This window comes from Streptomyces sp. NPDC019531 (genome assembly GCF_044903305.1).
GTDB lineage: Bacteria > Actinomycetota > Actinomycetes > Streptomycetales > Streptomycetaceae > Streptomyces.
In genome coordinates, this window is sequence record NZ_JBJDQL010000009.1 from 238,838 (window position 1) to 251,387 (window position 12,550).

A 12,550-nucleotide genomic window follows, 5' to 3' on the forward strand; every position below is an offset into this window, starting at 1 on the left:
CTCTCAGACGGTGCGGGAGACGGTCAGCAGGTCGTTGACGACACCGATGAGAGCGCGCGGCGTGAGCGCGTCGGTCAACAGGTCGTCGTCGAGAGCGATGCCGTACGCGCGCTCGATCCGGCTGCCGGTCTCCAGGAGGGCCAGCGACTCGTAGCCGAGCGCGGTGAACTCGGTGTCCAGGACGTCACCGTCGAGGTCGACGCCCTCTTCGGCGCCGGCGGCCTCCAGGAGGATGCGCTTGAGATCGGCGAGTGTGAATGGGTCGGCAGACACGGGAGGGTCCTTCCGGTGGGGGGCTGGCTGGGTGGCGGGCGCGTGCGGAGGCTTCGGGGTGCGTGGGGGCGCGTGCGGGGAAACGGGCCTTCCCGGCAGGGCGGTCAGTGCGGTGCGGGCGCTCGTAGGACGACGGCGGAGTTGAAGCCGCCGTGCCCCCGGGCCAGGACCAGCGCGGTGCGCAGGTCGAGGCGGCGCGGCTGGTCGACGACGAGGTCGATGTCGTACTCGGGGGAGAGCTTGACGTTGACGGCGGCGGGGACGATGCCGTCGCGCAGGGCGAGCAGGGCGGTGGCCAGGTCGAGGGGGGCGGCGCCCGAGTAGAGGCGGCCGGTCATCGTCTTGGGGCAGCTGACCGGGACGCCGTGCGGGCCGAAGACCTGGGTGAGCGCGGCGGCCTCGGCGCGGTCGAGTTCGGGGTCGCCGGCCGCGTCGGCGAACACGACGTCCACGTCGGCGGGTTGGGCGCCCGCGTCGGCTAGGGCGAGTTCGACTGCCTTGCGCAGGCCGGGCGGGCGTCCGCTGCCGGGCTTGGGGTCGAAGGTGGCACCGTACCCGGCGATCTCGCCGTAGGAGTGCGCGCCGCGTTCGCGGGCGGCCTCGGCTGCCTCCAGGATCAGGATCGCGCCGCCCTCGCCGGGCACATAGCCGCGGGCGTCGCGGTCGAAGGGGAGGTAGGCGCGGGCGGGGTCCTCATTGGTGCTGAGCCGACCGCCGGCGAGCTGCGCGACCCAGCCCCAGGGGCACAGGGAGGCGTCGACGCCGCCGGACACCACGAGACGGGTGCCCTTGCGGATCTGCCGGCGGGCCTGGGCGACCGCGTCGAGGCCGCCGGCCTGGTCGCTGACGACGACGCCGCTGGGGCCCTTCATGCCGTTGCGAATGGAGATCTGGCCGCTGTTGACGGCGTAGAACCAGGCGAAGGACTGGTACGCGGACACGTACTGACTGCCCTGACTCCACAGCTTGCGCAGCTCGTTCTGGCCGAACTCGAAGCCGCCGGACGCGCTCGCGGTGACCACGCCCATGTCGAAGGAGGCCAGCTCGTCGGGGCGTACGCCCGCGTCGGCCAGCGCCCAGTCGGCGGCGGCGAGGGCGAGCCGGGTCATCCGGTCGGTCTGCGGGATGAGCCGGCCCGGCAGGTGCTCCTCGGCGGTGAACCCGGTGATCTCGCCGGCGAGTTTCGCCGGGTAGCCGGACGGGTCGAAGCGGGTGAGGCGGCCGATGCCGCTGCGGCCCTCGCACGTGGCCGCCCAGTGCTCGCGCGTCCCGAGCCCGGTCGGCGAGGCGACGCCGAGTCCGGTCACCACGACGGTCGCCGTACTCACACCTGCTTCCTTTCCGGCTCGGCCAGCACCATCGCGCTCTGGAACCCGCCGAACCCGCTGCCGACGGTGAGTACCGCGTCGATGAGCTGATCGCGGGCCTCCAGCGGCACGTAATCGAGGTCGCACTCGGGGTCGGGGGTGTGGAGGTTGGCGGTCGGCGGGACGACGTCGTACTCCATGGCCAGGACTGAGGCGGCGATCTCGATGGAGCCGATCGCGCCCAGGGAGTGGCCCACCATCGACTTGATCGAGCTGACCGGGGTGCGGTAGGCGTGCGCGCCGAGGCTGCGTTTGAACGCGGCTGTCTCGTGGCGGTCGTTCTGTTTCGTGCCCGAGCCGTGCGCGTTGATGTAGTCGACGGCCTCGCCGGGCAGCCGCGCCTCGTCGAGGGCGACCCGGATCGCCTCGGCCATCTCCGCGCCGTCGGGACGCAGTCCGGTCATGTGGTAGGCGTTCGAGCGGGTCGCGTACCCGGCGATCTCCGCGTAGATGTGGGCGCCGCGGCTGCGGGCGCTGTCGAGCTCCTCCAGCACGAACACGGCCGCGCCCTCGCCGAGCACGAACCCGTTGCGGGTGCCGTCGAAGGGGCGGGAGGCGTGGGCCGGGTCGTCATGGCGGGGGGTGGTGGCCTTGATCGCGTCGAAGCAGGCCATGGTGATCGGGGAGATCGGCGCATCCGACGAGCCGGCGACCATGATGTCCACCGCTCCCTCGCGGATCAGCTCGGCGGCGTACCCGACGGAGTCGATGCCCGAGGTGCAGCCGGTGGAGACGACGGTGGCGGGGCCCTCGGCGCCCACCGCCCAGGCGACCTCGGTGGCGAAGGAGCTGGGCACCAGGTGGTCGTAGAGATGCGGTGCCGCGTACGCGTGGTCGACGAGGTCGAGCCGGCCGCCGTCGCTGACGACGCGGTACTCCTCGTCAAGGCCCATCGTGGCGCCGACCGCGCTCCCGATGGTGACGCCGGTGCGGTACGGGTCGAGGTCGGCGAACTCGATCCCGCTGTCCGCGACCGCGCCGCGCGCCGCGACCACCGCGAACTGGGCGGCCCGGTCCATGCGCCGCACTTCCTGCGGGGTGAGGCCGTGCTCGTACGGATCGAAGTCGATCTCGGCGGCGACGCGGGAGCGGAACGGCGCAGGGTCGAAGAACGTGATTCCCCGAGTCGCCGTACGCCCCTCGCTCAGCAGGCTCCAGAAGTTCTTGGCGCCCACGCCACCTGGCGCGAGGACCTCAAGTCCCGTGATGACGACGCGACGCGCGCTCACGCGGACGCCTCCCACGAATAGAACCGCGTCGCCATCGCGTCCGCCGGTGAGCGCCAGGTAGCCGGGTCGTACGCCTCGATGAACGGCTTCAGGTCGTTGCTGATCCCGATGAACCGGGGGTCGGTCTTCGCCGCCTCGATCAGCTCTCCCCCGTTGTCCTCGTCGAAGTCCTGGAGGTGGAAGTACAGCCCCCGATAGTGAAAGAGCTGGCGCCGCCTGGTCCCCATCCTGTGCGGCATCTCGGTCGCGTCGAAATCGGCGAACAGGCCGGCCACGTTCGCGCTCGCGCCCGGTTCCAGCCTGGCGACGATCAAGGTGCTGTGCATGCGTACCTACTCCCCGCTCATGTAATGACCATGACATCGCAGCGGTGCATGTCGCGTCCGGCTTCCCTCAAATGCCCACGCTGACCCGCGACTTCAAGCCTCCGGGGTGCGGGCGGTCACGTTCAAGGGAGGCCGGTTCAGGGCTTTGTCAGGGTTTTTCGGGGGACTGCGCAGAAAGGTCAGACGGATGCCGGTCAACGACAGAGGGGGGTGCGGGCGGGACAGGGGAACTGCGGGATGGGTCAGATGATCGTCATGAGGGCGTGGGGGTTTCGCGGGGGTGTTACGGCGAGCGGTACGGCTGAGGGGCGTGATGCCGCTCGGGGAGCGCGCGCCGCGCCGGCGTGGCTCGGCATGGCTGCCGTACTGCCGGCGCTGTAGCCGGTCTCGCAGGACACAGCGGGCGCGGCCGGGGAGGGAAACGGGGCGATTTCCGACGGTGCGCCGAGCGCCCTGGCGGCCGGCGCGGGATTCGGTCTGCAGTTCTTGGCCATGGCTCAGATGGACGGCGACAGCGGTCTGTGGCCGGTGATGCCGGGCCGAACAGTGTCCGACGTTGTGATCGCAGGCGTATGGGCGTCGTACGGCGGCCGATGGACCCTGCCGATGGGAGCGTGGGGTTGGTGGCGGCGGCGGTGGCGGTGGCGGGCATGGTGGGGACGGCCGCCATTGTGCTCTCGTCGCTGTATCCAGATGGCCCCATCGCGCGGATCGACGAACTCACCTCTGCGAGGCGTCGGTCTGGGCCTGCGCGAGCCAGGTCCTGGCGTTCTGGAGAGCGTCGAAGGAACGGTCCTTGACGCCGGGAACGCCGTTGACACGGTAGCGGGTGCACTCGTTCCTGTACCGGGCGTTCGCCTCGCCGGCCGACTTCAACATCCAGCCGGGCGATTGGCTCTCCAAGGCCAACCGGCGCATCCTGCAGGCCTGTCCGGCCGACCGGATCGACGCCGGCACCGCCCGCATGAGGCCGGTCCCGCCCGTCGATCCGCCCCCACCGCCGGCTGGTGGGCGCGCCATGTGTGAGCGGTGAGCGGACCGCCGGATGTCACCGGCCGCACGCGTCCGGCTTCGGGGGGGCTGCGCGGGTTGGGCCGCGGGTTGATTCGGGGTCTGGTTCGGGCGTACGGCGGTGGCGGCGCCGTCGGTGGCATCGTGGGCGTCGTGGGCGGAGGGCACAGCTCTGGGCGTCACCCAAGGAACGGCACGGGAGAAGCGTCGGGCGGCAGGTTGAACGGTGTGACCACCTGGATCGCCGAGGGGAGGGCCGGGCCGTCGTCCGGCAGGGCTTTGTGGGCCCGCATGACGGCCTGGCAGGCGCGGCGTACGTCCTGGCGCAGATCGTGGTGGAGGACGGCGGAGAGGCGGCGCTCCCGCAGGAGCCGCGTGTTGTCGTGGTCGAGGTCGTGTGCGATGAAGACGGCACACGGCCTGTCGAGGTCGTCGAACGCGTCCAGCGTGGCTAGGTTGCCCCCGCCCATGGAGTAGACCGCGACGATGTCCTCGTCATCCTTGAGCGCCTCGAGAACGAGGGCGCGCTGGGTGGCGTCCAGGCCGTCGCTGTCGGTGACCTCGACCAGGGAGCGCTTGGCGTCGGAGAGCCGCATGGCGCTGCGGAAGCCCATCTCGCGCTCCTCCTCACCTCTGAAGGAACCGCGGCTGATCGTGGCGAGCACGTTGCCCGGCCGATCGCCGAGCCACTGCTGGAGGAGGTAGGCGGCGGTGGCGCCCGCCGCGCGGTTGTCTATGCCGATGTACGCCAGGCGCGAACTGTGCGGCAGGTCGGTCACCAGAGTGACGACAGGGATGCCGACCGCGACCAGTCGCCCGACGGCGGCGGCGATCTCCGGCAGGTCGGGCGCCTTGAGGATCACGCCCTGCGAACCGCGCTTGGCGATCTTGTCGAGGGTGCCGATCAGCTCCGCCGACGGGCAGGTCTCGCGGAAGTGGAAGCGTGAGCGCACGACGGCGGGATGCAGAGAGGGAAGTTCGGCCTCGAGCGCCTCGCGTACGGCGGTGGAGAACCGCTCCGGTGTCTGCATGACGATGTCGATCATGAAGGTCCGGCCCGCGATCCGGACCTGGGTCTGCTGCCGGTCCAGATCCTTGATGGCTTCCTGCACCTCACGAATGGTGCTCTCCCGCACATTGCCCCGGCGGTTGAGGACGCGGTCGACCGTGGCGGTGCTCAGCCCTGCCTGGCGGGCGATTTCCCTGATCGGATAGGGGTGACGCATGGCTGACCTCGAAGGAAGATGATGGGTTTTTGATTTACTGCTGAGGATTGCCTGATGGATCCAGGTTCTCAAGACTGGCAGAAAAGCAGTCACTGCGAAAGGACCTGGATGCCCTCCCCAGCGACGGCGAAGCGCACATGGCTCACCGAGGCCGACTGTGATCTCGGCGCGCTCCGCTCACTCGTCGAGCAGAAGACCGACATCGGGGACTACCCGTCGGCCGCGGGCGTGGAGCAGAACGTGGTGCTCTACGACAGCGAGCGGCTCCGGGCCCTGGCGGTCACCGCTGAGGGCCGTCGGGACATACAGGAGGAGCTGATTCGGGCGCTGCTCGACGGCCCCGGCATCGTGGTTCTCAAGGGCGCGTTCCCGGACGGGGCCGTCGTGGACGGGGCGTCCGACGCCTTCCGCGCGCTGATCGAGGAGGAGCGCGCGAGCAGCGCAGCCCGCGGCGACCACTTCGCCGAGCCCGGCGCGAACGACCGTGTCTGGAACGCCCTGGACAAGGTGGCCGTACGGACGCCCGAGGTGTTCGCGGACTACTACGCCAACGACATCCTGGAGCTGATCTCCGAGGCCTGGCTCGGCCCCGCCTACCAGGTCACCTCGCAGGTCAACGTGGTCAACCCGGGCGGCGCGGCGCAGAACGTGCACCGCGACTACCACCTCGGTTTCCTCTCCCAGGAGCGCGCCGCCGCCTACCCGGCGCATGTGCACCGCCTCTCCCCCGTACTGACCCTTCAGGGCGCGGTGGCCCACTGTGACATGCCCGTCGAGTCCGGTCCGACCCTGTACCTGCCGCACTCGCAGAAGTACGAGCCGGGTTACCTCGCCTGGCGACTGCCGCGGTTCGTCGAGTACTTCGACGCCCACCACGTCCAGCTCCCCCTGGACAAGGGGGACGCCGTCTTCTTCAACCCCGCGCTCTTCCACGCCGCCGGACACAACCGGTCCACCGGCATCCGGCGTATGGCCAACCTGCTGCAGGTCTCCTCCGCCTTCGGACGCGCGATGGAGACGGTGGACCGCGAGGCGATGGCCAACGCACTCTTCCCGGTGCTGTTGCGCCGCAAGGCCGAAGGTGCTTCCGAGGACTGGCTGCGCCGTGTGGTCGCCGCCACCGCCGAGGGCTACCCCTTCCCCACCGACCTGGACCTCAACCCGCCGGTCAGCGCTGACATCGGGCTGGCTCCGCCCTCCCAGGCGGACACCCTCTGGCAGGCCGTGACCGAGGGCTGGGCCCCCGAGCGGCTGCGCAAGGATCTGCAGGCGGCAGCCGCGAGCCGCGCCCTGTCGCTGCGCGAGCACCGACCCGTTCAACTTGAGGAGGTACGAGAGGTATGACAGACGAACCCCTGCGTATCGGTGTACTGGGCGCGGCCCGGATCGCCGAGCTGTCGATCGTGGGACCCGCCCGTGCGGGCGGTCATCGACTGGTGGCGGTGGCCGCCCGTGACCGCGACCGGGCCGAGGCGTTCGCCGCCACGCACGGCGTGGAGCGGGTGGCCGGTTCCTACGCCGACCTGGTCAGCGACCCGGAGGTCGAGGTCGTCTACAACCCGCTGGCCAACAGCCTGCACGGGCCGTGGAACCTGGCGGCGCTGCGGGCCGGCAAGCATGTGCTCACCGAGAAGCCGTCCGCGAGCAACACCGAGGAGGCGACCGAGGTCCACGAGGCCGTCGCCAAGGCGGGCACCGTGTTCATGGAGGGCTTCCACTACCTGTTCCACCCGGTCATCACGCGCCTGCACGAGCTGCTCGACAGCGGGGAGCTGGGCGACCTGCGGCATGTCGAGGCCATGGTCGCCATGCCCGCGCCGCCGGACAGCGACGTACGGTGGTCGCTGCCGCTGGCCGGCGGTGCGCTGATGGACCTCGGGTGCTACAGCCTGCACGCGTTGCGGATGCTCGCTCCTTGGGGTGGCGGCGCGCCCCGACTGGTCGCCGCGAGCGGTGGCGAGCGGGCCGGGGCCCCGGGAGTCGACGAATGGCTCTACGCCGACCTGGAGTTCCCCGGCGGCGCCACCGGCACCGCCCGCTGTCACATGGCGTACCACAAGTGGCAGATGGACCTTCGCGTCGTGGGCACGCGCGGTGAGGCCACGGTGAAGAACTTCGTCCAGCCGCATCTGGACGACCGGGTGGTGGTGCGTACGGCGGCCGGTGAGCGCGCTGAGGAACTCGGCCGTCGGTCGTCGTACACCTACCAACTGGAGGCGTTCGCCGCGCATCTGCGGCATGGCGCACCGCTGGTGCTCGACGCCGATGACGCATTGACGACCATGCGGTTCATCGACGAGTGCTATGGGGCGGCCGGATTCGCCGTCCGGCCGCGTACGGTCCTTCCGACCACGGCATGACACAGCGGGAGGGGGCGGTACCGGTCCGGTACCGCCCCCTCCCGCTGTGCGTACGCCTACCCGTACAGGGCCGGGCGTTCCACCAACTCCACCTCCACGCGCCGCCCCTCCCGCTGGGACAGCACGCCCGCCTCGCACACGGCCGCGGCGGCGTATCCGTCCCAGATGCTGGGGCCGGTGACCTCTCCGCGACGGGTGGCGTCGACCCAGGCCTGGACCTCGCGGTCGTAGGCGTCCTGGAAACGCTCGAGGTAGTCCGGCGTGACCCGTCCGCCCCAGCGGCCGCCGGTGGTGACCAGTGGTTCGTGCTCGGCGCCGATGCCCACGGTGCCGTGTTCGCACACCGCTTCGGCGTGTACCTGGTAGCCGAAGCCGCAGTGTCCGAAGATCTCGACGCCGACGAGCGCGCCCGACTCGGTCTCGAAGAGGACGAACTGAGGGTCGCTCATGCCGGCGGGAGCCTTCGCCGACGGTGCCGGTTTGTGCACGGTGACCGCTGTGATCTCCTGGTCGAGGAGCCAGCGTGTCACGTCCATCTCGTGCACGACCGAGTCGTTGATGAGCATCTCCTCGGTGAACCACTCGGGCATGGCCGGGTTGCGATGCCGTTGGTGCAGCATCAGTGTCCGGCCCAACTCCCCGTCGTCGAGGACCTTCTTGAGCTTCAGGTAGTCGGCGTCGTACCGACGCATGAAGCCCACCTGCACGCGCCGGTGCCCAAGCCGCTGTTCGGCCTCCAGGACGCGAAGGGCGGCGGCGGCATCAGGAGTGAGCGGCTTCTCGCACAGCACCGGCAGGTCCCGGCGAAGGGCCTCGATCAGGGCCGCCTCGTGGGCGGGCCCCGGTGAGGCGATGAGGACCGCGTCCACGTCCTGTGCCGCCATGGCGACCGCGGGATCGGTGTACGCCGTGCAGCCTTCTATCCCGTCGGCCAGCGACTTGGCCCGTTCCGCATCGATGTCGACGACGGCCGTCACGCGGGCCCCGCTGATGACGTCGCTGAGTCTGCGCACGTGGTCGGCGCCCATCTTGCCGGTGCCGACGACAGCAACGCCCAGCGCTCGCTGAGATGACATGTTCCGGTGTCTCCAGTGGTCGTGGTCAGTTGCTCTGGGGCGCGCCGACCTGAAGTTCGTCCGCTTCCGGGAGCTCCTCGACGTCCACGCCCCGGACCTGGGACAACTCGTGCTTGAGGGCGGCGAGTTCGGAGCCACCGGCCATGTGATTGGTCAACTCCTCCAGCGTGATGTCGCTGCGCTCGGCGGACAGCTCCATGGTGCCCAGGCGCAGCACGCTGAAGTGGTCGCCGACCATGTAGGCATGGTGCGGATTGTGGGTGATGAAGATGACGCCCAGTCCGCGGTCGCGGGCGGCGGCGATGTACTTGAGCACCACGCCGGACTGCTTGACGCCGAGAGCGGCGGTGGGCTCGTCCAGGATCAGGACGCGGGCGCCGAAGTAGACGGCGCGGGCGATCGCCACACACTGGCGCTGACCACCGGAGAGGGTACCGATGGGCTGTTCCAGGTTGTCCAGGACGATGCCCATCTCGCGCAGTTCGGTGTCCGCGGTCTTCTTCATCTTCTCGATGTCGAGACGGCGCACGGGCCAGGGGCCCTTGGTCATCTCGGAGCCGAGGAAGAAGTTGCGCCACACCGGCATCAGCGGCACGGTCGCCAGATCCTGGTAGACGGTGGCGATGCCCTTGTCGAGCGCGTCGCGCGGGGTGGAGAAACGCACCGAAGTGTCGTCGACGAGGAACTCGCCCTCGGTGTGCTGGTGCAGCCCCGAGATGATCTTGATGAGGGTGGACTTGCCGGCGCCGTTGTCGCCCAGCACGCAGGTCACCTGACTGGGGTGGACCTTGAGGCTCACCCCGTGCAGGGCGCGGATGTTGCCGTACGCCTTGCCCGCGTTGCGGAGTTCGACGATCGGCTGGGCCTCGCCCTCGGGAGCGGTGTCCTCGAGGATGGCTCCGTGGGTGCCGGTTTCGTTGCTTGTCATGTGGGTCACCTCCGGGTCGCTGTGCGCTGGACCCACAGATTGATGAGGACGGCGCCGAGGAGCATGACGCCGAGGAAGGCCTTGAACCAGTCGGGGTTCCAGCCGGCGTAGACGATGCCCTGCTGGACCATGCCGAACATGAACGCGCCGAACACCGGGCCGATCGCCGAGCCGGCGCCGCCGGTCAGCAGACAGCCACCGATGACCGCGGCGGAGATGTAGATCAGCTCCTGGCCGACGCCCTCACCGGACTGCACGGTGTTGAAGGAGAACAGGTTGTGCATGCCGACGAACCAGGCGCCGAAGCCGACCAGCATGAACAGCGAGATCTTGCTGAACGTCACGGGCACACCGACGGCCCGGGCGCTGTCCTTGTTGCCGCCGACCGCGAAGGTCCAGTTGCCGTACTTGGTGCGCAGCAGCACCCAGGTGGCGATGGCGGCGAAGACCAGCCACCAGACGACGGTGATCTTCACCTGGACCCCGCCGACGTCGAAGCTGGAGGCGAAGACCTTCTGCGCCTGGCTGAAGCCGTCCATGTCACTGATGTCGTCGGTGGCCACGTTGCCGGTGACCAGCTTGGTCACCGCCAGGTTCACGCCCTGCAGGATCAGGAAGCTGCCGAGGGTGATCAGGAAGCTCGGCAGTCCGGTCCTGACGACCAGCCAGCCGTTGAAGAACCCGATCCCCAAGGACACGAGCAGGGCGACGATCACGCCGACCCACACGTTCACGCTGAGCTGGTAGCTGAGCATGCTCGCGGTCAGCGCCGAAGTGACCACCGCGACACCGGCCGACAGGTCGAACTCACCGCCGATCATCAGCAGTGCGACCGGCAGGGCCATGATCCCGATGGTGGACGACTGGTAGAGGATGTTCGCCATCGAGGAGCCGTCGCGCACCGGCGGCGCGGCGATCAGGAAGAAGACGTAGACCGCTGCGGCGCCGAGGAAGACACCCACTTCGGGGCGGGCCAACAGGCGTAGGGCCAGCGGCCGTTCAGAGGTGCGGCCGTCCTTTTGGAGGGCCGGCGGAGCCGGCGACGGGGAGCCCGTCGCCGGAGCCGTGGTCTGGGTCACAGTCATCACCGAGTGCCCTTCGCGGCGAACGCGGCGACCTTGTCGATGTTGCTCTTGTCGACAATGGCCGGGCCGGTCAGCACGGCCTCCGAACCGCCGCCGCTGTAGTTTCCGTTCGTCTTGTAGAGCCACAGAGAGTCGACGGACAGGTAGCCCTGCAGGTAGGGCTGCTGGTCGATGGCCCACTGGATCTTGCCGGACTTGATGGCCGCGACCGCGTCCTTGTTGAGGTCGAACGTGGCGACCTTGGCCTTGCTGCCCGTCTCGGATATCGCCTGCGCGGAGGTGAGTGCCCACGGGGCGCCGAGGGTCGCCACGTAGTCGATGGAGCTGTCCTGCTGGAGCTTGGCGGTGATCGTCGACTTCACGGACGGCATGTCGGTGCCGTTGACGTACAGGATGTCGGTCTTGCCGGTGAAGGTCTTCTTCAGTCCGGCACACCGCTGGGTGAGGGCGATGTTGCCCTGCTCCTGGATGACACAGACCGTGTGCTTGGCGCCGACCGCGCTGAGCTTCTTGCCGAACGCCTCACCGGCCACCACCTCGTCCTGCCCGAAGAACTCCAGCAGGCCCACCTTCGTCCAGTCACTCACACCGGAGTTGAAGCCGACGACGGGTATGCCGGCCGAGTTCGCCTTGGCGACGACGCTCTTGAGGGCGTCCGGCTTGGCCAGGGTGATCGCGATGCCGTCGACCTTCTGGTCGATCGCGTTCTGCACCAGGTTGGCCTGGTTGCCGGCGTTCGGGTCGGACGAGTAGACGAGCTTGACGTTGTCCTTGGCGGCGGCGGCCTGGGCGCCCTTGCGCACGATGTCCCAGAAGGTGTCACCAGGCGCGGCGTGCGTGACCATGGCGATCGTCATGCGGGGAGTGGTGGCCTTGCCGGCCGAGACGTCGTTCCCCGTGTCGTCGGCCTTCTTGCCGCCGGAGCTGCTGGAGCAGCCCGCGGCGAACAGAGTGGCCGCCGCCATCACGGCAACGACAGGCACGATTCTGCGGGAACGGGAGCGGGAGGAGTGGTCCATCTTTCGGCACCTCACTGTGCGGCAGATCGAGGGGAGGAGGCTGACCGAGCGAACGCTGCGGATCACATGCCGTTAACACGGCTGTTGCCTATGACGGAGATGGAACCCTCACCCCACCCCGGGGTCAACGCTTGTAATGACATCATTTATCCATCAGGGCAAGATGTCAGAACAATTGCTTGACGCTGGTTACGCCTGACCTCTACACCTGAAATGACGGGACGCCCCTGGCCCCTCCCCCTTCACCTTCCCGACGGCGACGGATAGACGCCTGACGCGAACCGGGGGGCCTCGAATGAACGGCCTTTTGATGCACTACCCACGGGTCGAACGTAATCGATATAAACCCGTTGCGGAACCGTATGCCGACAGAAATAACGAAGGTCGCCCCGTCCGCGTCCGAGTCCGGCCCTGAAAGGAAACCCGCACACGATGAAGCACCTCCGCCACTGGATCAACGGCAAGCCCCTAGAGGGTTCGTCCGAGCGCTACGGCGCCATCCACAACCCCGCCACGGGACACCAGGAGAAGCAGGTCCCCTTCGCGTCGGTCGAGGAGGTGGACGCGGCGGTCCAGGCCGCCAAGGACGCCTTCGTGACCTGGGGCCGGTCCTCGCTGGCCAAGCGGACCACGATCCTGTTCCGGTTCCG

13 protein-coding genes are annotated in these 12,550 nt (G+C 69.1%); 3 read left to right on the forward strand and 10 right to left on the reverse strand.

Annotated elements, in window-relative coordinates:
• Window positions 1-3: 3 nt before the first annotated feature.
• The 6 genes from ACI2L1_RS14645 to ACI2L1_RS14670 all read right to left on the reverse strand — a co-directional run bounded on the left by ACI2L1_RS14645 (window position 4) and on the right by ACI2L1_RS14670 (window position 5,432).
• Window positions 4-273 carry an acyl carrier protein gene (locus tag ACI2L1_RS14645; RefSeq protein ID WP_404739691.1) on the reverse strand — a complete coding sequence of 90 codons (270 nt, stop codon included), beginning with the start codon at window positions 271-273 and terminating at the stop codon, window positions 4-6.
• Between the two features lie 104 nt (window positions 274-377).
• The gene (locus ACI2L1_RS14650; protein WP_404739692.1) at window positions 378-1,601 is read right to left on the reverse strand and encodes a ketosynthase chain-length factor; all 1,224 of its coding nucleotides are present in this window, start codon (window positions 1,599-1,601) and stop codon (window positions 378-380) included.
• Window positions 1,598-2,869 (reverse strand): beta-ketoacyl-[acyl-carrier-protein] synthase family protein, encoded by a 1,272-nt coding sequence (locus ACI2L1_RS14655; RefSeq protein ID WP_404739693.1) that lies wholly within the window; start codon window positions 2,867-2,869, stop codon window positions 1,598-1,600. Before ACI2L1_RS14655 ends, ACI2L1_RS14650 begins: the two co-directional genes overlap by 4 nt.
• Window positions 2,866-3,195 carry a TcmI family type II polyketide cyclase gene (locus ACI2L1_RS14660; RefSeq protein WP_404739694.1) on the reverse strand — a complete coding sequence of 110 codons (330 nt, stop codon included), beginning with the start codon at window positions 3,193-3,195 and terminating at the stop codon, window positions 2,866-2,868. Before ACI2L1_RS14660 ends, ACI2L1_RS14655 begins: the two co-directional genes overlap by 4 nt.
• A 720-nt stretch (window positions 3,196-3,915) precedes the next feature.
• Window positions 3,916-4,098: a hypothetical protein gene (locus ACI2L1_RS14665; protein ID WP_404739695.1), complete on the reverse strand. Its 183-nt coding sequence runs from the start codon at window positions 4,096-4,098 to the stop codon at window positions 3,916-3,918.
• 287 nt (window positions 4,099-4,385) lie between these two features.
• Complete coding sequence (locus ACI2L1_RS14670; protein WP_404739696.1) at window positions 4,386-5,432, reverse strand: LacI family DNA-binding transcriptional regulator; 1,047 nt, start codon at window positions 5,430-5,432, stop codon at window positions 4,386-4,388.
• A 108-nt stretch (window positions 5,433-5,540) separates the two neighbouring features.
• Between ACI2L1_RS14670 and ACI2L1_RS14675 the strand changes: the two genes are divergently transcribed.
• Together ACI2L1_RS14675 and ACI2L1_RS14680 are read left to right on the forward strand one after the other, a co-directional pair.
• Window positions 5,541-6,776: a phytanoyl-CoA dioxygenase family protein gene (locus tag ACI2L1_RS14675; RefSeq protein ID WP_404739697.1), complete on the forward strand. Its 1,236-nt coding sequence runs from the start codon at window positions 5,541-5,543 to the stop codon at window positions 6,774-6,776.
• Window positions 6,773-7,792, forward strand: a complete 1,020-nt coding sequence (locus tag ACI2L1_RS14680) for a Gfo/Idh/MocA family protein (protein ID WP_404739698.1) — start codon at window positions 6,773-6,775, stop codon at window positions 7,790-7,792. Before ACI2L1_RS14675 ends, ACI2L1_RS14680 begins: the two co-directional genes overlap by 4 nt.
• 56 nt (window positions 7,793-7,848) lie before the next feature.
• Here ACI2L1_RS14680 and ACI2L1_RS14685 read toward each other — a convergent pair whose 3' ends face one another.
• Genes ACI2L1_RS14685 through ACI2L1_RS14700 form a run of 4 tightly spaced genes read right to left on the reverse strand, consistent with a single transcriptional unit; the run spans window position 7,849 to window position 11,900 of the window.
• Window positions 7,849-8,868, reverse strand: a complete 1,020-nt coding sequence (locus tag ACI2L1_RS14685) for a Gfo/Idh/MocA family protein (RefSeq protein WP_404739699.1) — start codon at window positions 8,866-8,868, stop codon at window positions 7,849-7,851.
• Window positions 8,869-8,893: 25 nt separating this feature from the next.
• Window positions 8,894-9,796, reverse strand: coding sequence for an ATP-binding cassette domain-containing protein (locus ACI2L1_RS14690; protein WP_404739700.1), 903 nt, complete (start codon window positions 9,794-9,796; stop codon window positions 8,894-8,896).
• Between the two features lie 5 nt (window positions 9,797-9,801).
• Window positions 9,802-10,881, reverse strand: coding sequence for an ABC transporter permease (locus tag ACI2L1_RS14695; protein WP_404739701.1), 1,080 nt, complete (start codon window positions 10,879-10,881; stop codon window positions 9,802-9,804).
• Entirely contained in the window at window positions 10,881-11,900 is a 1,020-nt protein-coding gene (locus tag ACI2L1_RS14700; RefSeq protein ID WP_404739702.1) for a sugar ABC transporter substrate-binding protein, read from the reverse strand. The genes ACI2L1_RS14695 and ACI2L1_RS14700 overlap by 1 nt, the downstream gene beginning before the upstream one ends.
• Window positions 11,901-12,332: 432 nt before the next feature.
• Here ACI2L1_RS14700 and ACI2L1_RS14705 point away from each other — a divergent pair.
• Window positions 12,333-12,550, forward strand: a 218-nt coding sequence (locus ACI2L1_RS14705) for an aldehyde dehydrogenase family protein (protein WP_404739703.1), incomplete at its 3' end; no start/stop codon positions are given.